The organism is Clavibacter phaseoli, from assembly GCF_021922925.1.
Lineage (GTDB): Bacteria > Actinomycetota > Actinomycetes > Actinomycetales > Microbacteriaceae > Clavibacter > Clavibacter phaseoli.
Map to the genome: position 1 here is coordinate 1565173 of NZ_CP040786.1, position 22595 is coordinate 1587767.

A 22595-nucleotide genomic window follows, 5' to 3' on the forward strand; every position below is an offset into this window, starting at 1 on the left:
CTCCCCCGCGTCCCGGGGCAACGTGCGCCCCGCGCACGACCGGGGGCCGCGGCTCCCGCCGGGCGTGCGCCTATGCTGGCCGCGTGGTCGACATCGTCGTCACGGGGCTAAGCGCCAACTCCGTGCCGTACATCGAGGCCCTCGAGCGTCAGCGTGCCCTGCATGCCGACGTCGTCGCGGGCCGGGCGCAGGACACCGTCATCCTCCTCGAGCATCCGTCCGTCTACACGGCGGGCCGACGCACGGAGCCGGAGGACAGGCCGCGCGACGGCACCCCGGTCGTCGACGTCGACCGCGGCGGCCGCATCACGTGGCACGGGCCGGGCCAGCTGGTCGGCTACCCGATCGTGCGGCTGCCGGAGCCGCTCGACGTCGTGGCCCACGTCCGCCGCCTCGAGGACGCGCTCCTCGCCCTCCTCGCCGACCTCGGCGTCGCGTCGTGCCGCGTCGACGGCCGCTCGGGCGTCTGGATCCGCGGCGCCGCCCCCGACGGCACGCCCCGCGACGAGAAGGTCGCCGCCATCGGCGTGCGCGTCGCCGAGCGCGTCACGATGCACGGCTTCGCGCTCAACTGCAGCAACGCCCTCGACTCCTACGCCCGCATCGTGCCGTGCGGCATCCGCGACGCCGGCGTCACCACCCTCAGCCGCGTCCTCGGCCGCACGGTCACGCCCGCCGACGTCGTCCCCCTCCTCCGCCCGCACCTCGTGCGCGCCCTCTCCCCGAACGGATCCGCCATGCCCTCGACCCCTCCCGCCCTCCACGCCTCCGGAGCCCGCGCGTGAGCGCCGCGCCGGACGGACGCCGCATGCTCCGCCTCGAGGTGCGCAACGCCGAGACGCCCATCGAGAGGAAGCCGGGCTGGATCAAGACGACGGCCCGGATGGGGCCCGAGTACCAGGCCCTCCAGCAGCTCGTGAAGACCGAGGACCTGCACACCGTCTGCCAGGAGGCGGCGTGCCCCAACATCTACGAGTGCTGGGAGGACCGGGAGGCGACGTTCCTCATCGGCGGATCCCAGTGCACGCGGAGGTGCGACTTCTGCCAGATCGACACCGGCAAGCCCGCCGACTACGACACCGACGAGCCGCGCCGCGTCGCCGACTCCGTGCGCCGGATGGGCCTCCGCTACGCGACGGTCACGGGCGTGGCGCGCGACGACCTGCCCGACGAGGGCGCGTGGCTGCACGCCGAGACCGTGCGGAGGATCCACGCGGACAACCCCGGCACGGGCGTCGAGATCCTCGCGACCGACTTCTCCGGCAACCCCGACCTGCTCGCCGAGGTCTTCTCCTCCCGTCCCGAGGTCTTCGCGCACAACGTGGAGACGGTGCCGCGCATCTTCAAGCGGATCCGCCCGGCGTTCCGGTACGAGCGCTCGCTCGACGTGATCACGCAGGGGCGCGACGCGGGCCTCATCACCAAGTCGAACCTCATCCTCGGCATGGGCGAGACGCGCGAGGAGGTCTCCGAGGCGCTCGTCGACCTGCACGACGCCGGCTGCGACATCATCACCGTGACGCAGTACCTCCGGCCGACGCCGCGGCACCTGCCCGTCGCGCGCTGGGTGCGGCCGGAGGAGTTCGTGGAGATCAAGGCGGAGGCGGAGGCGATCGGGTTCCTCGGCGTGCTCGCCGGCCCGCTGGTGCGCTCGTCGTACCGCGCGGGTCGGCTGTGGGCGCAGTCGATGGCCGCCAAGGGCCGCGCGCTGCCCGCCGGCCTCGAGCACCTCGCCGACCCGACGCGCGGGTTCGCGCAGGCCGTCGGCTGAGCGCGGCCGTCCCTCCCCTGCCCGCGGACCTGTCGGGTCGCTGACGAAGCGCCCGCTCCCGGGTCCGCGGCCAGGTGCGCGGCATATCGTCGGAGGCACCGCGCACGTCCCACAGCAAGGAGCTCGACATGGCCGCATCGTCCCCCACCGCAGGATCCCCGTTCGGCGACGCCGCCGACAGCGTGTGGCAGGCGATGGAGTCGCTCCGCGCGCGCTTCGACAAGCGCGACGGCGCTCCGACCGGGCACGGCGCCGGCCCGCATGACGTGCGCCACGCGGTCCTCGCGCTGCTCGCCGAGGAGCCCATGCACGGCTACCGCATCATCCACGAGATCGAGGAGCGCACGGCCGGCGCCTGGACGCCCAACGCCGGAGCGGTCTACCCGACGCTCCAGCTCCTCTCCGACGAGGGCCTCATCGCCGCCGAGACCACCGACGGGCGCAAGGTCTACGCGCTCACGGAGGCGGGCCGCGCCGCGGTCTCCCGCGACGGCATCACCGCGCCGTGGGCCGACGGCTCCGACGCGCACGGGCACGACGGCCACGACCGGCACGACCGCTCCGCCCTCCCGAAGGCCGGCCTCTCGCTCGCCCAGGCCGCCGCGCAGGTCCAGCGCACGGGCACCGCGGCCCAGGTCGCCGAGGCCGTGACCGAGCTCGACGCGGCCCGCCGCCGCCTCTACGCGATCCTCGCCCGGGAGTGACCGCGGCCACGGCCGGCGCCCGTCCCGGGATGGATCCCGAGGCCGACGCCCCGGAGACGCGCGCCCGCTACCGCCGCATCCTCCGCTTCGCCGCCTGGAACCTCGCGGTCACGTGGTGGTACGAGCTCTTCCTCCCCCGTGTCGGCCTCCGCCGCATCGCCGACCGCACGCGCACCCGGCGCATGAAGCTCTTCGCCCGGCGCTTCCGCGTGCTCGCGGTGGAGCTCGGCGGCCTCATGATCAAGGTCGGCCAGTTCATGTCGTCGCGCCTCGACGTGCTGCCGCCCGAGATCACCGCGGAGCTCGAGGACCTGCAGGACGAGGTGCCCGCCGTCCCGTTCCCCGAGATCCGGGCGCTGGCGGAGCGCGAGCTGGGCATGCCGCTCGCCGCCGCCTTCGCGTGGGTCGACGAGACGCCCGTGGCCGCCGCGTCGCTCGGCCAGGCGCACCGGGCGATCCTCGGCCCCCTCGACGCCGCCGACACGGGCCTCACGGGCGCGGTCATCAAGGTCCAGCGCCCCGGCATCGACGACATCGTCCGCATCGACCTCGCCGCCCTCCGCCGCATCGGCGGGTGGCTCACGCACGTCCGGCTCGTGTCCGACCGCGTGGACGCGCCCGCGCTCGTCGAGGAGTTCGCCGAGACGAGCCTCGAGGAGATCGACTACCTGCACGAGGCGCGCAGCTCCGCCCGCTTCCAGGACATGTTCGCGGCCGACGACCGTGTGGCCGTCCCCGAGATCGTCTGGGAGCGCAGCACCCGGCGCGTGCTCACGCTCGAGGACGTCACCGCCATCAAGATCACCGACCATGCGGGGCTCCTCGCCGCGGGGATCGACCCCGTCGACGTCGCGCCCGTCTTCGCCGCCGTGATGTTCGACCAGCTCTTCGCCGACGGCTTCTTCCACGCGGATCCGCACCCCGGCAACGTGTTCGTCACGCCCGTGACCGACGGCTCGGTCGAGCAGGGCTGGACGCTCACCTTCATCGACTTCGGGATGATGGGCGAGGTGCCGCCGAGCACCCGCAGGGGCCTGCGCAAGATGCTCATCGCCGCCGCGTCGCGCGACGGGAAGGGCCTCGTCGACGCGGCCCGCGACATCGGCGTGCTGCTCCCGTCCGCGGACACCACGCAGCTCGAGCTCGCCATGACCCGCCTCTTCGCCCGCTTCGGCGGTCTCGGCTTCGCGGAGCTGCGGGAGGTGGATCCGCGGGAGTTCCGCGCCTTCGCGAACGAGTTCCAGGAGGTGGTGCGCACCCTGCCGTTCCAGCTGCCGGACGACTTCCTGCTCATCATCCGCGCCATGTCGCTCACCTCGGGCGTGTGCAGCGCGCTGGATCCCGCGTTCAACCTCTGGGACTCCGTCGAGCCGTACGCGCAGCGCCTCATCCGCGAGGAACGCGGCAACGTCGTGCGCGACCTCGGCACGCGCGTCTCCGACACGGCCGGCACTCTCGCCCGCCTCCCGGGCCGCCTCGACGCCCTGCTCACGCGCATCGACGACGGCGCCCTCCCCATCAGCGATCCCACGCTCGAGCGCCGCGTCGGCGCCCTCGAGCGCACCCTCCGCCGCGCGGTCTCCGCGCTCGTCTTCGGCGGCCTCCTCGCCGGCGGCGTGCTCCTCCGCCCGGACGACGAGGCGCTCGGCACCGTGCTCCTGGTGGTCGCCGTCGTCCCCCTCGCGCAGGCGCTGCTCCCGGGCCGCCGCGGCCGCTGAGACGGGGTCCGCCTGTCCGCTCGGTGTCGGTCGTGACGCCGTGTGACGCCGCTTGAGGATCCGTCCCGGATCGCCCGCCTACGGTGAGCGCACCGACCCGACGGACCGAGGAGACACCATGACCGACACCACCATCCAGGCGCAGATCGCCGAGTTCGACCGCGGCTTCGCCGAGCAGATCGGCCCCGACCTGTCCGGCGTCTTCGCCGCGGAGCAGCGGGCCCTCCGCGAGGGCGGCGTCCCGGCTGGCGCGGTCTCCCCCGGCGACGCGCTCCCCGCCGCGACCCTCGTGGATCCCGACGGCGCGGAGGTCGACCTGCACGCGTCCCTCGGCTCCGGCCCCGCGGTGGTCGTGCTGTACCGCGGCGCCTGGTGCCCGTACTGCAACCTGACCCTCCGCCAGTACCAGGCCGAGCTGCTGCCCGCCCTGCGCGACCGCGGCGCGACGCTCGTGGCCGTGAGCCCGCAGACGCCCGAGGGCAGCGCGCAGGCGGTCGCGGGCGGCGGGCTCGACTTCGCCGTGCTGTCGGATCCCTCCAACGCGTTCGTGCGCGCGCTCGGCCTCGTGACCGAGCCCACCCCCGAGGCCCGCGCGGCCCACGCCCAGCTCGGCTTCGACGTGGCGGACAGCAACGCCGACGGCACGGGCGACATCCCGTTCCCGACCGTGATCGTCGTGGACGCCGACCGACGCGTGAGCTTCGCCGACGTGCACGTCGACTACACGACGCGGACCGAGGTGGCGGAGATCCTCGCGGCCGTCGACGCGCTGCCGGCCCGCTAGCGAGCGTCCTCGGGCGCGTCCGGGAACGCAGAAGGCCGGGTCTCCAGGAGACCGGGCCTTCATCTTGTTGCGGGGGCAGGATTTGAACCTACGACCTCTGGGTTATGAGCCCAGCGAGCTACCGAACTGCTCCACCCCGCGCTACGAGGAATACATTACCAGACCTCCGGGGTGCTCATGACCACGTCGGCGGCTCCCGCACGATCCCGTCGACCGATCGCCGCTCCCCTGCACGAGGACGGCCCCGCCGGCACCCGCATCGCGGGGCCGTCGGGGCCGTCTGGTGAGGAGCCGGCGCTACTGCTGCTGGCTCAGCTCGTACGCGCGCTGCACGGCCTCGGTGAACCGCTGGTCCGCCTGCGCGGCGGCGACGAGGTCGCCGGACGCGTACGCGGCCTGCCGCTCCTGGAGCGCCGTGTTGGCCGCGTCGAGTGCCGCCTGCACGTCCTGCGCGGGAGCCGCGGCCGACGCCGACGGGCTGGGCGTGGGCGTGGATCCCGTGCCCCCGTCGGTCGAGCCGTCGGTGGACCCGTCACCCGTGCCGCCGTCGACCGGCGTCGTGGGCACGACGTCCTCGTCCCCGGCGGTGGCACCCGAATCACCCTCGAAGATGCTGTCGAGGGCCGCGTCCAGCGTGTCCTCGAACGCGATCTTGTCGCCGAACGCCACCAGCACCTTGCGCAGCAGCGGGTAGCTCGTGTCGCCCGTCGAGCGGACGTACACCGGCTGCACGTAGAGCAGGCCGCCGCCGACCGGGAGGGTCAGCAGGTTGCCGCGCACCACGCTCGTGCGGCCGCCGCGCTCCAGCAGGTTGAGCTGGTTCGCCACGTTCGTGTCCGAGTTGAAGTTGTTCTGGATCTGCGTCGGCGCCGGGATGGTGTCGTCGTTCGGCAGCGTCAGGAGGCGCAGCTTCCCGTAGTCCGCCGCCTTCTCCCCCGCCACGTTGCCGGCGTCCGAGTCGACCCCGAGGTAGCCCGTGAGCACGCTCCGGGCCGTGTCCTGCGTGGCCGGCGGGATGAACGTCGAGTAGAGCGAGAACCTCGGCGAGTCCTGGCCCGGCATCTGCATGGTCAGGTAGTACGGCGGCTGGAGGCTGGCCGTCTGGCCCGGGTCCGTGGTGGCGGTCGGGTCGTTCGGCGTGGTCCAGAGGTCCTGGTTCGAGTAGATCGAGCCCGGGTCGGTCACGTGGTACTTGCCGAGGACCGCGCGCTGCACCTTGAACATGTCGGCCGGGAAGCGCAGGTGGCTCATGAGCTCGCCCGAGATGTCCGCGATCGGCTTGAGGGTCGAGGGGAACACCTTCTGCCAGGTCTTGAGGATCGCGTCGTCGGTGTCCCATGCGTAGAGCGTGACCTTGCCGTCGTAGGCGTCGACCGTGGCCTTGACCGAGTTGCGGATGTAGTTGATCCGGTCCGTCGGCACGAGCGGCTGCGTCTGCTGCGAGTCGGCGATGAGGCTGCTCATGTCCTGGCGCTGCGAGTACGGGTACTGGTCGCTCGTCGTGTAGCCGTCGACGATCCAGACCACGCGGCCGTCGACCACGCTGGGGTACGGGTCCTTGTCGATCGTGAGGTACGGCGCGACCTTGCCGACGCGCTCCGCGGGGTCGCGGTCGTAGAGGATCTGCGACTGGTCGTTGATCTGGTTGGCCAGGAAGATCTGCTCCGACTGGAACTTCAGCGCGTAGATGAGGCGCTTGAAGACGTTGTCGACCTTCGGCCCGCCGTCGCCCTGGAACGTCGTGTACGTCTCGTCCGCGCCGTCGACGCCGGACGGGTAGTCGAGCTCGACCTTGTCGCCGGACTCGGGCCCGCCGACGATCGAGTAGTCGGGCGAGTCCTCGCCGAAGTACACGCGCGGCTCGAAGTCGCCGAGGTCGCCCGAGGCGGGGATCCCCGACTCGAGGAACACGGGCTGGCCGTCGGAGGTGCGCTGCGTGCCGTACGCCGCGACGAGCGAGTAGCCGTGCGTGTAGACGAGGTGCTGGTTGACCCACGAGGTGCCCGTGTTGGTGGGGCTCAGCTCGCGGACCGCGACCACCGTGTCCTGCACGCGGCCGTCGATGTCGTACCGGTCGACGTCGAGGTTGTCGCCGAACTGGTAGTACTGCCGGAACTGCTGCAGCTGGCTGAACGCGTCGCCCACGACCGCGGGGTCGAGGATGCGGATGTTCGCCGTGGTCGCGGCGTCCTCGCGGAGCGCGCCGGGCGTGGTGTCCGTGGTCGCGTCGTAGGGGATCTCCTCGATGTCCGCGAGGCCGTAGGCCTCGCGGGTCGCCTCGATGTTGCGCTCGTAGAACTGCGACTCGAGGGCGCGCTCGTTGGGCTCCACCTGGAAGCGCTGGACGATGGCCGGGTAGGCCGTGCCGATGAGGATGCTGGCCACGATGAGCCCCGCCGTGCCGATGATGGGCAGGCGCCAGCGGCCGATGGCCGCGGTGATGAGGAACAGCACCGCGACGACGGCGGCGATGCCCGCGAGGATCGTGCGGCCGGGGATGACCGCGTTCACGTCGGAGAACGCGGCTCCCGTGAACAGCCCGCCGTTGGCCGTGTTGACCACGGAGGAGTACTGGTCCAGCCAGATGCTCACGCCCTGCAGCAGGAAGTAGACGCCCGCGGTGATCGCGATCTGGATCCGGGAGCTCTTCGAGATGCGCACCTCGCGACCCGTGAACCGCACCGCGCCGTAGAGGTAGCTGGTGGCGAGCACGCCGAGCATGGAGATGATGACGACGGCCGAGGCGAAGCCGACGACCGCGTGGTAGAAGGGCAGCTCGAACATGTAGAAGGACACGTCGAGCCCGAACTGCGGGTCCGTCGTGCCGGAGGGCGTGCGGTTCAGCCACAGCAGCGTGCGCTGCCAGCCGCTCGACGCCGAGACGCCGGCGAAGAGGCCGAAGACCGCGGGGATCGCGAACATGGCCAGGCGGCGCAGCGGCTCGACGACCTGCTGGTAGCGGTCGAGCTGCGAGTTGAGCTTCGCGTAGACCGGCCGCGAGCGGTACGCGACCTGGATGCTGACGAACACCGGGATCGCCATGGCGAGGAACCCGACGAGGAACAGCGCGATGCCCGCGCCCCACTGCGTGAGCAGCACGCCCAGGTAGCCCAGCTGGTCGTACCAGAGGACGTCGGCGTAGAAGCCGGCGAAGATGAAGAACGCGATCACCAGTGCGGCGATGATGGCCGCGGTGATGGCGAGCGGGGCTCGGCTCCGTCGGGCGGGCCGGGCGGATGTGCTAGTCACAGATGTGCCTCAGAGTCGGGGACAGCGGAGCCCTCATCCTAGGCGGGGCGGTTGCCAGGGACCTGCGAGCGATCAGGGGTTCCCGTCTGGTAAGGGGGACCTCGCGTCGACCGGGCGGCCGCCGCCGTCAGCAGGTCGGCAGCGCGTCCAGGTCGCCGTCCGTCGAGATGGCGGCGAGCGCCGCGAGCGAGTCGTCGAGCGTCGAGACGGCGAAGACGCGGAGGCCGTCGGGGACGTGTCCGCGCACCTCGTCGCAGTTGTCGGTGGGCGCCAGGAAGTACTCGGCGCCCGCGCGCTCGGCGCCGAAGAGCTTCTGCCGGATCCCGCCGATGGGGCCGACGTCGCCCGCCGCGTCGATCGTGCCCGTGCCGGCGATGGCCTCGCCGCCGGTGAGCGAGCCCTCCTCGAGCTTGTCCATGATCCCGAGCGCGAACATCATGCCGGCGCTCGGACCGCCGACGTCGTCGAGCTGGATGTCGACCTCGAACGGGAACTCGTAGGAGGTCGAGGTCACGATGCCGATGACGGGGCGGCCCTGGTCCTCGGCGGGGGTCACCGCGACCGTGCTGTCCTGGCCGTCGCGCGTGATCCCGAAGGACAGCGCCGTGGTCGTCCCCGCGGCGGCGACGCGCGCCTGCAGGTCGGCGAGGTCGACCACGTCGGCGCCGTCGACCGTGCGGATCGCGTCGCCGGCGCGGAGGGGGCCGTCGGCCGGGGATCCCGCGAGGACGCTCTGGACCTGGAGCGTGCGCGGCACGTCGATGCCGAGCTCGGTGAGGGCCGCGGCGACGGCGTCCTGCTGCGAGTCGGTCATCTGGTCCTGGTTCTGGGCGTCGCGATCCTCGGCCGTCTGGCCCGCCGGGAACACCGCCTCCATGGGCACGACGCTCCGGCTCGGGTCGAGCCAGGCGGAGACGACCGCGAACCAGTCGGGGCGCTGCGCGGGGTTGCCGACGACGCTGACGGTGAGCATGTCGAGCCGGCCGTCGGTCGGGTACGTGGTGCGGTCGGGGATGGAGATGAGGGGACGCTCGGTGCCCTGGTGGTCGCTCGTGCCGAGGGTGTCGAACACGGGACCCGGCTGCTCGATGACGTACGGCGACGGCATGAGGCCGAGCGCGAGGGCGAGCACGGCGCCCGTGCCGGCGAGCACGCGCCCGACCCGGCGGCGGCGCGGGGGCCGGGGTGCGCGGGGGGCGTGCTGGGCGAACAGGCTCATCCGGATGTCCTCGCGGTCGGGGCGCGTCGGGCCGGGAGGAGGCCGGGCGACGGGCGTCGGGGCGGCCCTGCCGGCCGCTGTTCGCGGCGGGCGGAAGCCGCGACGGCCCAGCCTAGGCGAATGCGGATGGGTTTCCCGTGGGTGCGGGCTAGCGTGGTTCCACCGGCCGCGGCACCGCGATCCGGACCCCCTCGACCCACCCGGGAGACCCTCCATGGCCGACGAGCCCACCCCGAACCCCGAGGACGAGTTCCGTCGCATGCTGGAGCGGTTCCTCGGCGCCGACGGGCAGATCGACCCGGACAAGCTCGCGGGCGCCGCGGGCCTGCCGCAGGACCCGGAGATGGTCCGCCAGCTCCTCGCGCAGCTGCAGGGCGCGCTCAGCAACACGGGTGACGGCGTCGACTGGAAGGTCGCCCGGGAGGGCGCCCGCCAGCTCGCCGCGGCCGAGCAGACGCAGGTCACGGCCGCCGCCTCCGCGCCCCTCGACCAGGCGTTCCAGGTCGCCGCGCTCTGGCTCGACGAGGTCACCTTCGTCAGCCAGCTCACGGTCGCCCCGCGCCTCATCACCCGCGCGCAGTGGACCGAGCTCACCATGCCCGTGTGGACGCAGCTCGCCGAGCCCGTCGCGCTCAGCATCGCCGACTCCCTCACCGAGGTGCTCCAGCAGAACGCGCCCGAGGAGATGCAGGGCATGGTCGCGGGCGCCGGCCGCATGATGCGCAACCTCGGCGGCACGCTCTTCGCCATGCAGCTCGGCCAGGTCGTCGGGCAGCTGTCGACCGAGGTGGTCTCGGGCGGCGACGTCGGCATCCCGCTCCTCGACGACCAGCAGGCCGCGCTCCTGCCGCAGAACGTCCAGGCGTTCGGCGAGGGGATCGACGTCTCCGACGACCAGGTGCAGATCTACCTGGCCGTCCGCGAGCTCGCCCACGCGCGCCTCTTCCGCCACGCGCGCTGGCTGCGGCTGCAGCTCATCACCTCCATCACGGAGTTCGCGAAGGGCGTGCACATCGACACCGACCGGCTCGAGTCGCTCGCGGAGGGCTTCGACCCGTCGAACCCCGAGGAGCTCCGCCAGGCCATGGTCGACGGATCCCTCATCCCGCCCAAGACGGACGCGCAGCTCGCCGCCCTCGCGCGCCTCGAGACGATGCTCGCGCTCATCGAGGGCTGGGTGGACGTGGTCACGGCCGCGGCCACCGTGCGCCTCCCCCGCGCGTCGGCGATCGCCGAGACCGTGCGTCGCCGCCGCGCGACGGGCGGTCCGGCCGAGTCCGCGTTCGCGACGCTCGTGGGCCTCGAGCTCCGGCCGCGTCGGCTGCGCGAGGCCGCGGCCATGTGGCAGGCGGTCTCCGACGGGGTCGGCGCCGAGCAGCGCGACGCGCTGTGGTCGCACCCGGACGTGCTGCCCACCTCGGAGGACATCGACGCGCCGCACGCGCTCGTCGCCCGCCTCACCCAGGGCGAGCCCGAGCCCGACGAGGTCGACCAGGCGCTCGAGGACCTGCTGAGCGGATCCGACGCGGGACGCCCCGTGGAGGACGGCCAGGGCCGCGCGACCGAGCCGGGCGAGACGCCGGGCGACGGTCCCGACGACGCGTCCGGGTCGGATCCGCGTCCCGTCTGACGCGCTCCCCGCCTCCCCCCGCCGGGCCGGCGCCGCACGCGCGGCGCCGCACGCGCGGCGCCGCGCCCGGCGGCCTGTGGACGCGGCCGGCGGGCGGTCGGCGCCTCGGGCACTCTCCGCGCCCATGGCCATCCGACTCGATCCCCGCCTCCCGCTCGTCTGGCGCACGCCGGACTCCCTCCAGCTCGGCGTCGACCGCCCGCCTGTCGTGCTCGCCTCCGTGTCGCGGCTCGACGAGCGGCTGCTCGACGCGCTCGTGCACGGCATCAGCCGCGGCGGCCTCGACATGATCGCGGCGACCGAGGGCGCCGGCCCCGCGCACGTCACGCAGCTGCTCGACCTGGTGCGGCCGGCTCTCCTGCCGCCGCGCGACGCCGGCCTCCCCCGCCGCGCGCGCACCGGCCCGGTCGCCGTCGTCGGCGGCGGACCGACCGCCGACCGCGTCGCGGACGCGCTCGCGCGCGCCGGGCACGAGGTGGCGCCGCGGCCGATGTCCGGCGACGCGGATCCGCGCACCGCCCTCGCCGTGATCGTCGCGCACTTCGCGATCGCCCCGGCCGTCTACGGCCGCTGGTCCCGGGAGGACGTGCCGCACCTGCCCGTGGTCCTCGGCGACCGGCACGCCGTCGTCGGACCGCTCGTCGAGCCCGGGCGGACGGCCTGCTGCTACTGCCTCGATCTCGGGCGGCGGGACGCGGATCCGGCGTGGCCCGCCATCGCGACCCAGCTGCTCGGGCGCGACAGCGGATCCGAGGCGGGGCTCGTGCCCGCCGAGCTGGCGGCCCTCGCCGCGCGGCCCGCCGACCGGCTGCTCGCGTCGGGCGAGAACGCGCTCGCGACGCACCAGGCGGTGCTCGACGTGCGGACCGGCCGGGTCACGCGCCGCGCTTCGCGCCCCCACCCGCGATGCGGGTGTCGAGCTCTGCCAGGAACCGCGACGGATCCCGCTGACCGGATCGCTGCGGTCCGCTCCGGCTCCAGGAGAGCCGCAGCCCGGACCGCGCGCGCGTGATCCCCACGTAGAGGAGGCGCCGCTCCTCGTCCACCGCCTCGAGCGTCTGCGCGTAGCTGATGGGCACGAGCCCCTCGCTCAGCCCCATCAGGTAGACGTGCTCCCACTCGAGGCCCTTGGCGGAGTGCAGCGTCGCGAGCGTGGCGGCGGAGACGGTCGGCTCGTGCTGGCCCGCCTGCCGCTCGAGCAGCTCGTCGGTGAAGGCGCGGAAGGTGCTGCCCGCGGGCATCCGCTCGGCGAGGCCCATGATCGCGTCGAGCGACTCCCAGCGGTCGCGCACGGCACCCGGCTGCTCGGGCGGCTGCTGGCTCCAGCCGAGGCCGCGGAGCACGTCGCTCACCGACTTGAAGAGCGGCTCGCCGGAGATCGAGACGGACGCGCCGCGCAGCGCGAGGAGCGCCTGCTTGATCTCGGGGCGGTCGAAGAAGCGCTGGGATCCGCGCACCTGGTAGCTCACGCCCGCGTCGCCGAGCGCCTGCTCGAGCACCGCCGACTGGCCGTTCATGCGGTAGAGCACGGCGATGTCCTCGGGCGCGATGCCGGAGGCGATCTGCTGCGCGATGGCGCCGGCGATGGCACGCGCCTCGGCGCCGTCGGACGGGAACGCGCTCACCTGGGGCGCGCGGAAGCCCTCGCCGCGGCCGGGGACGGCGGCGGATCCGCGCCCCTTCGCGGGCGAGGCGGTGCCGGTGCCGTCGCCGTCGGGATCCGCGTCCGCCGAGACGAGCGTGAGCGCGCCCGGGCGGCCGCGCATGAGCCGGTTCGCCGCCTCGGTGATGCCGGAGGTCGACCGGTAGTTCCGCTCCAGCCGCACGACCGTCGCCTCGGGGAAGCGCGACGCGAAGTCGAGGAGGTACGCGCTCTTGGCGCCCGCGAACGAGTAGATGGTCTGGCTGGCGTCGCCGACGACGCAGAGGTCGCGGCGGTCGCCCATCCAGAGGTCGAGGATCGTCTGCTGCAGCGGCGAGACGTCCTGGTACTCGTCGACCACGAAGAAGCGGTACTGCTCGCGCACCTGCTGCGCGACCCACGGCTCGGCCTCGATCATGCCGGCGGTCGCGAGCAGCACGTCCTCGAAGTCGAGCTGGCGGCGCTGGTCCTTGATGTCCTCGTAGGCCTGGAGGAGCGCGACGGCCTGGTCGGCGTCGAGCTGCGGCGGCAGCGTGCGCGTCGTGCGCGCCGCCAGGCCGTACTGCTCGATGGAGATCATCGAGACCTTGCGCCACTCGACCTCGGCGGCCATGTCACGCAAGGCCGCGGTGTCGAGGCGGAACCGCAGCGACTCGGCGGCGTGCCCGAGCATCCGGCCCTTGCTCTCGATGAGGCGCGGCATGGTGCCGCCGACCACCTGCGGCCAGAAGAAGTTGAGCTGCTTGAGGGCCGCCGCGTGGAAGGTGCGCGCGGCGACGGGTCCCGCGCCGAGCTCGCGCAGGCGGCCGCGGAGCTCGGCCGCGGCGCGCGAGGTGAAGGTGAGCGCCATGACGCGGTTGGGCGGGTAGACGCCGGCCTGGATCCCGTACGCGATGCGGTGAGTGATGGCGCGCGTCTTGCCCGTCCCGGCGCCCGCGAGCACGACGACCGGGCCGAGGAGCGCCTGCGCGGCGAGGCGCTGCTGGTCGTCGAGGGCCTCGAGCAGCGACTCGGCGGTGCGCGCCTCCTCGACGGGCGTGTCCTCGGGCTCGTCCGCGGATGCGGGGCCGAGGGACACGGGTGCCGGGAGGGCGCCTGGCGCGGTCGACCCGTAGGGGTCGCGCCCGGGCGTGCCGGGGACGAGCTGGTCGGTCACGATCGGCGGATCACCACTCCCGCTCGCCGTCCTCGAGGGGACCGCCGTACCACTCCTCGATGATGGCGCGCGCGATGGACGACGGGCCGGGCAGCGCGATCTCGCCGAGCGACGCGCGCAGCTCCTCGCGGCTGAACCAGCGGAGGTCCACGATCTCCACGCCGTCGGGCGTCGCGGGCCCGCTCGACGCGGAGACGCGCGCCAGGAAGCCGACCATGACGGACGCGGGGAACGGCCACGGCTGGCTGCCGAGGTAGCGGGGATCCTCGACGGTGACGCCGGACTCCTCCAGCACCTCGCGCTTCACGGCCGCCTCGAACGACTCCCCCGGCTCGACGAATCCCGCGAGCAGCGAGTAGCGGTCGCCGCCCCACATGGCGTTGGCGCCGAGGAGCAGGCGATCGTCCTGGTCGACGACGCCCATGATCACGGCGGCGTCGGTGCGCGGGAAGACCTGCGAGCCGTCGGAGGGCGCGCGGCGCACCCAGCCGCCCTGCTCGACGACCGTGGGCTCGCCCGTCTTGGGCGAGAACGGGTGGGAGGCGTGCCAGTTCGCGGTGGCGAGCGCGCCCGTGAAGAGCGCGGCGTCGCGGTCGTCGAGCTGCGTGGCGGTGGTCCGCAGCTCCAGCCAGCGCCCGTCGGCGGGCTCGAGCTCGGCGGCCGCGGCGTCGGTGAGGACCGCGGCGACGACGGGCGTGCCGACCGGCTCGCCCTCGTGCGCGATGGTCGTGCGGCCGAGGTAGATGCGGACGGTCGCGCTCGTCACGCGGTCCACCGGCAGCAGGTCGAGGGCGGCGCGGCCGTCCGCGGCGGAGCCCAGCGCGCGGTGGCCGTGGAGCGCGAGGACGCGCGTGGCGGGATCTGCCCACAGCTCGTCGAAGAGGGCGGGCGAGTCGCGGTGGAGGCCGTCGCGGTCGACGCCCTCGCGGGACAGGGGCAGGCGGGAGAGGAAGCTGTCGAGCACGGGTGACCAATCGACTTCGGGGGCGGACGGGCCGAGGGGCGGGACGGCGTGCGTCGCGATCCGCCCACGGTGCGCGTGTGGGGCTGGAAGCGCGTGGCGCGGTGAGACGGAGGGCTCCCAGCGACCTAACCTGTAAGGCATGGCCAGATCCCACCTCACTCTAGCCGCGTTGGCGACCTCGGCCGTCTCGGGGCTCGACGTGGTCCGCAGCACCCCCTTCACGGCGGGCGGCGCGGGCGACTTCGACTCCGCGCTCATCTCCACGCGGGACGGCCGCGAGCTCCTCGTGCGCGTGCCGACCACGCAGGCCGCCGAGTCCGAGCAGTCCGCGGACCTCGTGGCGCTGAGGGCGCTGAGCACCGGGATCCGCTCCCGCCTGCCGTTCCAGGTGCCCGAGTTCCTCGGGCAGGCGCCCATCAAGCCGACCCGCGGCTTCGTCTACGGGCACGTGCCCGGCCGGGTCATCTCGCTCGACGAGATCCCGGCGGGCGACGGCCTCGCGCGCGCCATCGGCGCCGCCGTCTCGGCCGTGCACAGCTTGCCGACCGGGTTCGTCGCGGACGCCGGCCTGCCCGTGCTGTCGGCCGCGGAGATCCACAGCCAGACGGCCGCGCTCATCGACCGGGCCGCGGCCACGGCGCTCGTGCCGAGCCTGCTGCTCTCGCGCTGGGAGGAGGCCATCGACGACGCGTCGCTCTGGCAGTTCCAGCCCGCGGTCGTCAACGGATCCGTGCAGGCGTCCTCGTTCCTCGTCGACGGAGACGCCGTCACGGGCGTGATCGGCTGGTCGGAGCTCCGGGTCGCCGACCCCGCGCACGACCTGCACTGGGTGCTGGGCGCGCGCGCCGAGCACGTCGCCGAGAGCGTCTTCCGCGCCTACAACCAGGCCCACCACGTCACCGTGGACCGCCAGCTCAAGCAGCGGGCGCTCCTCTACGCCGAGCTCGAGATCGCCCGCTGGCTGCTGCACGGCACCGACACGCGCGACCAGGGCATCGTGGACGACGCCGTCAACATGCTCAGCGCGCTCGTCGACACGGTGCGCGCCGACGAGGGGCAGCGCATCGCGCACGAGACGCTGCCCGTGATGGACGTCGACCAGGTCGAGGAGATGCTCGACTCGCGGCCTCAGCCCACGATCTCCCCCGACGGCGCGCGCGACGCGTCCGGCGTGCGCGCGCCCGACCAGAGCGCGACGAGGTCCTCCTCGGAGTAGAGCCGCTCCGGCTTCAGCGACCGGTCGTCCGCGACGAAGTAGAACTCCGCGTCGATGAGGTCGGGGTCGATGCCGCGCCACTTCGCGAACGCGAGGCGGTAGAGCGCGAGCTGGAGCTGCTTGAGCTCGAGGTCGGCCGCGTCCTTCGGGGTGCGGCCGGTCTTCCAGTCGACGACGCGGTAGCGGCCGTCGATGAGGAAGACCGCGTCGATCTTGCAGATGACGACCTGGCCGGCGAGCTCCATGTGGATCTCCACCTCGACCTCCTCGGGCCTCCGGCTCGCCCACTCGCTCGCCTCGAAGGTGGCGCGCAGCCGGTCCAGGTCCGCCTGCTCCACGTGCGGCTCGGTCGGATCCGCGTCCAGCTCCACGCCGGACGCGTCGATGACGTCGGCGGTGCCCGCGGGCCCGTACCGCGCCTCGACCCAGCCGTGGAACAGCGTGCCCAGCCGGGTCTGCCGGTAGGGCCGCTCGGGCATGGGGCGGCGCAGGCGCGCGGCGACACCCGCGGGGTCGCTCACGAAGTCCTTGAAGCGCGACGCGGGGATGCGCGTGGGCAGGTCGACGAGCTCCGCGTCGCGGGCGCGGGCGTCGCGCTCGGCGAGGAGCAGGTCGATGTCGCGCGTCCAGACGGTCTCCGCGTCCGGGTCCGCGACGGCGACCGCCTCGGCGGCGGCGCGCACGCGGGCCTCGCGCGGGCCGAGCGGGGGCAGCGGCCAGGCGACGCGCGCGGAGCCGGGCTCGAGCGGGTTCTCCTCGAGCGCCGTCCCCTCGGGCAGCGCGTCCGGCGCGATGAGGCCCACCTGCTGGATCTCGCGGAGGAACGCCCCGGGATCCCGCGGCTTCTGCTGCGTCGACCAGAACGACCCGGTGAGCAGCAGGTCCGAGCGCGTGCGCGTGATGGCGACGTACGCGAGGCGCCGCTGCTCGGCGGCGTTGCGCTCCTCGAGCTCCTCGCCGAACGCCTCCATCGCCTCCTGGAACTCCCTCTGCGTCTCGACGCCGCGCCAGGCGAGCGACGGCAGCTCGGCCGAGTCGCCGCGGAACTCGAACGGGAGGGCGCCGAACGCGACCCAGCCGCGCTTCTCCCGGAGCGTGCCGGGCAGCTCGCCCTCGACCATGCGCGGCACGGCGACGACGTCCCACTCGAGGCCCTTCGAGCCGTGGATCGTGAGGATCTGCACCGTGCCGGGCTCCGGCTCCTCGGTGCGCGGCGCCAGGTTGTCGCGCCGCTCGGCCTCGGCGAGCCAGGCGAGGAACGGCCCGAGCGTGCCGGCGGAGTCGCCCTGGAGGTAGCCGGCCACCTGCTCGGTGAAGGCCTCGAGGCTCGCGCGGCCGAGCGGATCCGTCTCGTTGGCGGCGACCTCGATGTCGAGGAGCAGCTCCTGCTGGACGACCGTGACGAGGTCCACGAGGTCGAGCCCGACGCGGGAGCGGAGCACCTGCAACTGGCGGCCGACGGCGCGGAGGCGCGCGAGGCCCTCCTCGCTGAAGCCCGCGAGCGCGGTGTGGCCGTCGCGGGCGCCGACCACGAAGTCGAGCGCGTCGACGACGGATCCGACCTCGTCGGGCACCACGGAGGCCCGGATGCCGTCGCGGACCTCCTCGGCGAGCGGCTTCTGCGCGTGGTCGCGGGACATGAGCCAGGAGGCGACGCGGGACAGCGCGTGGACGTCCTTCGTACCGATGCGCCAGCGCGCGCCCGTGAGGAGGCGCACGAGCTCGCTGCCCGCGGTGGGGTCGTGCAGCACGCGGAGGACGCACACGAGGTCGACCACGGCGGGCTGGTCGAGCAGTCCGCCGAGGCCGAGCACGCGGAACGGGACGCCGCGGTCGGCGAGCGCCGTGGTGAACGGCTCAATGGTCTTGAGCGAGCGGCACAGCATCGCGGCCGAGCGGGGACGGCCGTCGGATCCGGTCTGCCGCAGCCGGTCGGCGAACCACGCGGCGACGCCCGCGGCCTCGTCGGCGACGGTCTCCTCGTACGCGACGTCGAGGCGGCCGTCCCCCGCGTCGGGCCGGGGCTCGAGGCGCGCGACGGGGATCCGCGACGCGGCGGTGAGCGGCTCGACGATCCGGTTCGCGGCGCCGAGGACCGCGCCCGGGTTCCGCCAGCTCGTGGACAGCGCGTAGACGGGCACGTCCGCGGCGGCGGCGCCCGCGGGCGCGAAGTCGGCCCCGAAGCGCGCGAGGTTCGCCGCGCTCGCGCCGCGCCAGCCGTAGATGGACTGGTGCGGATCCCCCACCGCCATGACGGGCGTGCCGCCGAAGAGCGTCGCGAGGAGCCGGGTCTGCACGACCGAGGTGTCCTGGTACTCGTCGAGCAGCACGACGCGGAACCGCTTCCGGTGCTCGGCGACGACCTGCGGCACGCGCTCGCAGATGGCGAGCGCGAAGGCGACCTGGTCGCTGTACTCGACGAGCCCGCGCCGGGTCTTCTCCTCCTGGAACCGCACGGCGAGGTCGACGAGCGGCGGCAGCGCGCCGACGGCGGCGACCGCCTCGGCCGCGGGGGCCTTCCGGATGCGGGCGGATCCGAAGGGCAGCTCCGCGAGGCCCGTGAACGACCCGGCGAGGCGCACGACCTCGGCCGGGTCGGCGACGTTCTCGCTCATGGCCCGGCTGAGGGAGATGACGGCCTGCGTGATGGGATCCACCCCGCGCCCGAGCTCCAGCAGCCGCGGGTCGGTGCTCTCGACGACGAGCCGGCGCGCCAGCTGCCAGGCGGACGCCTCCGTGAGCACGACCGACTCCGCCTCGCGGCCGATGAGGGTGGCGCTGTCGCGGAAGATGCCGTTCGCGAAGGCGTTGTAGGTCTGCACGGTGGGCGTCGCGAACGCGTCCGCGGGGACGGCCGCGAGCCCGGCCTGCTGCAGCTGCTCGATGCGCGCGCGGATCCGCACCCCGAGCTCGCCCGCGGCCTTGCGCGTGAAGGTGAGGCCGAGGATCTCCTCGACCCCGACGTGCCCGTTGGCGAGCAGCCACACGACGCGGCTCGCCATGGTCTCGGTCTTGCCGCTGCCGGCGCCCGCGACCACGAGGCCGGGCTCGAGAGGCGACTCGATGACACGCCGCTGCTGCTCCGTGGGGCTCGGCAGGCCGAGCGTCTCCGCGATGCGCCGGGCGCTGATCATGCCGCCGCCGCCCGAGCCCGTCGCCTCCACGCCGCTCACGCCGACACCGCCCGCACGAGGTGGATGCGGTAGCGCCGGGCCGATCCCGGATCCCGCTCCCCCAGGTCCGGCGTGCCCTCGAAGGTCGCGCCCGCCATGCCCTCGGCCGCCTCGGCGATGCGCGCGCGGAACCCGTCGAGCTCCTCGCGCGTGAGCGGCTCCTGCGGCAGCTCGCGGTACGGCAGGCCGCGCGTGCCGCCGGAGACGTAGAGCAGCTTCGCGCCGCCGGACGGGGCGTCGGCGGGCGCGTCCTCGAGCGAGCCCTCCACGAAGGCCAGCTGGTACGAGCCGAGCTGCGCGTGCGCCGGGATCTCGGCGCGGGTCGGGTAGTGGCGCCCGGTCTTGAGGTCGACGATGACCACCCGGCCCTCCTTCGTCAGCTCGATGCGGTCGATCTTCCCGCGGAGGCGCGCGACGCCCACCTCCAGCTCGAAGCCGCCCTCGGCCGCGAGCATGCGCCCGCCGTCGGCGGCGAAGTCGCGGAGGTACCCGCTGACGCCCGCGATGAGCTCGCCCGCCTGCCGCCGCTCGCGCTCGCCCACCCAGGGCGACTCGAAGGGCAGCTCGCCCCACCGCTCGTCGAGGCGGGCCTCGAGGGCGGCCGGACGGAGGTCGGCGTCGGGATCGAGGCTCGCCTCCTCCATGACGGCGTGCACGATGGTGCCGATGCCCATGGCGGTGCTCGTTGATCCGCCGGACGCCTGGTCGATGAACCAGTTGAGCGGCGAGCGCTCGAAGGCCTCCAGGCGCGACGGCGACACGGGCACGCGCGCCTCGGGGTCGGTCAGGTCGACGACGGGCTCGGTGGTGGAGGGCTCCCGGAGGCCGTACCAGTCGGCCGGATCCGCGCCCGTCACGCCCTCCGCCGCGAGGCGCGCGAGGGCGGACGCGGCGGCGAGGCCGCGCTCCCGGGTGGCGTCGGCGGGACGGCGGGCCGTGCGGTCGCCGGAGACGACGCGGCCGTCGTCGAGCAGCACGGCGTCGCGGTGCACGACCGCGAGCTCGCGCCGGAGCGCGCCGACGAGCCCGCGCAGCGACAGCGGGTGGTCGGGCCGGATCCGCAGCGCGGCAGGGGCGTCCTTCGCCACCCGTCCCGCGTCGGCTCCCGCCTCCGCCTCGGCGAGGCCCGGCGCGGGCGGCACGAGGCGCAGGAACGGCGACGGCGCCTCCTCGTCGTTGGCGGTGGCGCTGAGCACCACGACGCGCGCCGCCCGCGAGACGGCGAGGGCGAGCATCCGCAGCTCGTCGCCGAGGACCTCGGCGCGCTCGTCGACGTCGGCCCGGTCGAGCCCGCGCGCGACGGCGGACAGGCGCTGCGGGTGCAGCAGGGATCCGCGCAGCCGCAGGTTCGGCCACACGCCCTCCTGGAGCGCGGCGACCGCGACCACCTCGTAGCCGGCGCCCACGACCGCGGACGGCGTCGCGACGAGCACGGTGTCCGCGAGCGGCTGGGGCGAGAGCGTGTCCTCGGGCACCTCGGCGCCGAGCAGCTCCTCCACGAAGTCCGACGCGGGACGGCCCGGGTTCCGCTCGACGAACCGCCGCGCGGCCGTGAAGAGCGCGACCACGCCGTCGAGGTCGCGGTTGGCCTGGTCGGCGACGATCCCCGTCTGCAGCGCCTGCTCGAACCACGGCGTCGCGAGCCGGGAGCCCTCCCACAGGTGCCAGAGCAGCTCCTCGATGGTGCCGTCGGACGCGGCGAGCTCGCGGGCCCCCTGGAGCGTGCGGGCCAGCCGGCCGAGGCGGCGCGCGGGCGCGAGGTCGAGCGTCTCGAGCCGGCCGGGCGCGGCGAGGGCCTCGACGAGCAGCTCGTCGCTCGACCGGTGGCCGTCGCCCGCGAGCTCCTCCTGCCGCATCGCGAGCCGGAGCCGACGGAGCGCGACGCCGTCGAGCCCGCCGAGCGGACCGGTGGCGAGCTCCGCCGCGATGTCCGGGGTGAGCGGCACGCGGCCGAGCACCACGTCGACCGCGCGGATGAGCGCGAGCGCGGCGAGGTCGTCGCGGAGGGCGCGCCCGGCGACGGCCGTGCGCGTCGGCACCTCGGCGGTCGCGAGGCTGCGGGCGACATGGGGCACGAGGGATCCGGAGCGCACGAGCACGACCATGCGCGCCCACGGCACGCCGCCCAGCAGGTGCTCCTCGCGGAGCCGGCGCGCGAGGCGGGCGAGCTCCAGGGCGCGCGTCGGCGCCTCGATGACCTGGATGGGGTCGGCGTCGTCGACGAGGCCCGGCGCGGATGCCGCCTGCCGCTGCCGCCCCGCGCCCGCCGCGCCGATGCGCGCCGTGACCGCCGAGGTGAGCGCCCGGAGCGCGGGCGGCTGCCGGTGCACCCGGTCGAGCACGAGCGTGCGGAGGCCGGGCAGGCCGAGCACGGTGGAGAGGCGGCCGAGCGCGGACGCCTCGGCCCCGCGGAAGGTGGCGGCCGCGACGTCCGGGTCGCCGAACGCGACGACGTCGACGCCGCGCGCCGCGAGCGCCCGGAGGAGCGAGAGGGTCGCGACGGTCGCCTCGTGCAGGTCGTCGGCGATCACCAGCCGGATCCCCGTGAGCGCCTCCCCCCGCGACACGAGCAGCACGGCCTCGGCGAGCAGCTCCGCGCTGTCGAGGTGGTCGCCGCGGAAGGAGTCGACGACGTCCTCGTACTCGCGGGCGAACTCCGCAGCGGCGATCCACTCGGGCACCTCGTGCGCGCGGCCGAGCTCGGCGAGCGCGTCCGGCCGCACGCCCTCCTCGGTGGCGCGCATGAGCAGCTCGCGCAGCTCCGTGCGGAAGGCGCGCAGCCGCCGCACCTCGACGCCCAGCGGATCCGGCCACGCGGGCCCGGTGCCCAGCTCCTCGTGCCCGGCGAGGAGGTCGGCGATGATCTGGTCCTGCTCGGCCCCGGTGAGCAGCCGGGGCGGCTCGGTGCCCGTCTCGGCGGCGCGGCGCGCGAGGACCTCGAACGCGACGGACGTGGACGTGCGCGCGAGCGGCCCCAGAGTGGGCACGCCGACCCGGAGCGCCAGCTCGTCGCGCAGGCGCGTGGCGGCGGCGCGCGACGGGGCGAGCACGAGCACCTCGGCGGGGTCGAGCCCCTGGACGAGTATCCGCTCGGCCACGAGCTCGCGCAGCGTCGTGGTGCGGCCCGAGCCCGGGGCACCGAGGACGGCGGCGCTCACGCCCACCGGCAGCTCGACGACGGCGCGCTGCGAGGGGTCCAGCTCCACCGGGGGGACCGTGCCGTCGCCGACGGTGGCGGGCGGCTGGCGGAATCCCCTGATGGTCACGCGCCCACGCTACCGGCGGCCCCCGACGGCGACGGAGCCAGGATCGACCCGCGTCCTCCGCCCGCCCGTCCGCCCTCAGTGAACGCCGCGGGGCCGCGCATGC

At 74.5% G+C, this 22595-nt stretch carries 13 protein-coding genes, 1 tRNA gene and 1 pseudogene; 8 read left to right on the plus strand and 7 right to left on the minus strand.

Translation table 11 applies throughout. The features are described 5' to 3' along the window. Positions 1-83: 83 nt before the first annotated feature. The 5 genes from lipB to FGI33_RS07315 all read left to right on the plus strand — a co-directional run bounded on the left by lipB (position 84) and on the right by FGI33_RS07315 (position 4977). On the plus strand, positions 84-785 hold the full coding sequence (lipB, locus tag FGI33_RS07295) for a lipoyl(octanoyl) transferase LipB (protein WP_119434302.1): 702 nt from the start codon (positions 84-86) through the stop codon (positions 783-785). Next, positions 782-1771 (plus strand): lipoyl synthase, encoded by a 990-nt coding sequence (gene lipA / locus FGI33_RS07300; protein WP_119402962.1) that lies wholly within the window; start codon positions 782-784, stop codon positions 1769-1771. Before lipB ends, lipA begins: the two co-directional genes overlap by 4 nt. Before the next feature lie 128 nt (positions 1772-1899). Further along, positions 1900-2475 (plus strand): PadR family transcriptional regulator, encoded by a 576-nt coding sequence (locus FGI33_RS07305; protein WP_119434301.1) that lies wholly within the window; start codon positions 1900-1902, stop codon positions 2473-2475. A 29-nt stretch (positions 2476-2504) separates the two neighbouring features. After that, entirely contained in the window at positions 2505-4193 is a 1689-nt protein-coding gene (locus FGI33_RS07310; protein ID WP_119434304.1) for an ABC1 kinase family protein, read from the plus strand. Positions 4194-4311: 118 nt separating this feature from the next. Then, the gene (locus tag FGI33_RS07315) at positions 4312-4977 is read left to right on the plus strand and encodes a peroxiredoxin-like family protein (protein ID WP_119434300.1); all 666 of its coding nucleotides are present in this window, start codon (positions 4312-4314) and stop codon (positions 4975-4977) included. A gap of 67 nt (positions 4978-5044) precedes the next feature. Here FGI33_RS07315 and FGI33_RS07320 read toward each other — a convergent pair. The 3 genes from FGI33_RS07320 to FGI33_RS07330 all read right to left on the minus strand — a co-directional run bounded on the left by FGI33_RS07320 (position 5045) and on the right by FGI33_RS07330 (position 9445). Continuing rightward, positions 5045-5118 (minus strand) — tRNA-Met (locus FGI33_RS07320). Positions 5119-5274: 156 nt separating this feature from the next. After that, entirely contained in the window at positions 5275-8226 is a 2952-nt protein-coding gene (locus FGI33_RS07325) for a UPF0182 family membrane protein (protein WP_182623281.1), read from the minus strand. A gap of 127 nt (positions 8227-8353) precedes the next feature. Next, complete coding sequence (locus FGI33_RS07330; protein WP_237581562.1) at positions 8354-9445, minus strand: YlbL family protein; 1092 nt, start codon at positions 9443-9445, stop codon at positions 8354-8356. Positions 9446-9659: 214 nt separating this feature from the next. On the opposite strand from FGI33_RS07330, the gene FGI33_RS07335 reads away from it, so the two are divergent. Together FGI33_RS07335 and FGI33_RS07340 are read left to right on the plus strand one after the other, a co-directional pair. Next, positions 9660-11075, plus strand: coding sequence for a zinc-dependent metalloprotease (locus tag FGI33_RS07335; RefSeq protein ID WP_119435605.1), 1416 nt, complete (start codon positions 9660-9662; stop codon positions 11073-11075). A 490-nt stretch (positions 11076-11565) separates the two neighbouring features. Beyond that, positions 11566-11976, plus strand: a pseudogene (locus tag FGI33_RS07340) (TOMM precursor leader peptide-binding protein); the annotation flags it as partial. Here the strand turns inward: FGI33_RS07340 and FGI33_RS07345 are convergent. Both FGI33_RS07345 and nudC read right to left on the minus strand, forming a co-directional pair. After that, the gene (locus FGI33_RS07345) at positions 11951-13873 is read right to left on the minus strand and encodes an ATP-dependent helicase (protein WP_119434912.1); all 1923 of its coding nucleotides are present in this window, start codon (positions 13871-13873) and stop codon (positions 11951-11953) included. The pseudogene FGI33_RS07340 and the gene FGI33_RS07345 overlap by 26 nt on opposite strands. Positions 13874-13883: 10 nt before the next feature. Next, a complete protein-coding gene (gene nudC, locus FGI33_RS07350; protein WP_119434913.1) occupies positions 13884-14837 on the minus strand; it encodes an NAD(+) diphosphatase in 954 nt (317 codons plus the stop codon). A 139-nt stretch (positions 14838-14976) separates the two neighbouring features. On the opposite strand from nudC, the gene FGI33_RS07355 reads away from it, so the two are divergent. Next, on the plus strand, positions 14977-16053 hold the full coding sequence (locus FGI33_RS07355) for a phosphotransferase (protein WP_119434914.1): 1077 nt from the start codon (positions 14977-14979) through the stop codon (positions 16051-16053). Here FGI33_RS07355 and FGI33_RS07360 read toward each other — a convergent pair. Together FGI33_RS07360 and FGI33_RS07365 are read right to left on the minus strand one after the other, a co-directional pair. Further along, positions 15966-19187: an ATP-dependent helicase gene (locus FGI33_RS07360; protein ID WP_237582462.1), complete on the minus strand. Its 3222-nt coding sequence runs from the start codon at positions 19185-19187 to the stop codon at positions 15966-15968. The genes FGI33_RS07355 and FGI33_RS07360 overlap by 88 nt on opposite strands. A 35-nt stretch (positions 19188-19222) precedes the next feature. Beyond that, positions 19223-22492 (minus strand): ATP-dependent helicase, encoded by a 3270-nt coding sequence (locus FGI33_RS07365; protein WP_237581563.1) that lies wholly within the window; start codon positions 22490-22492, stop codon positions 19223-19225. Positions 22493-22595 lie beyond the last annotated feature (103 nt).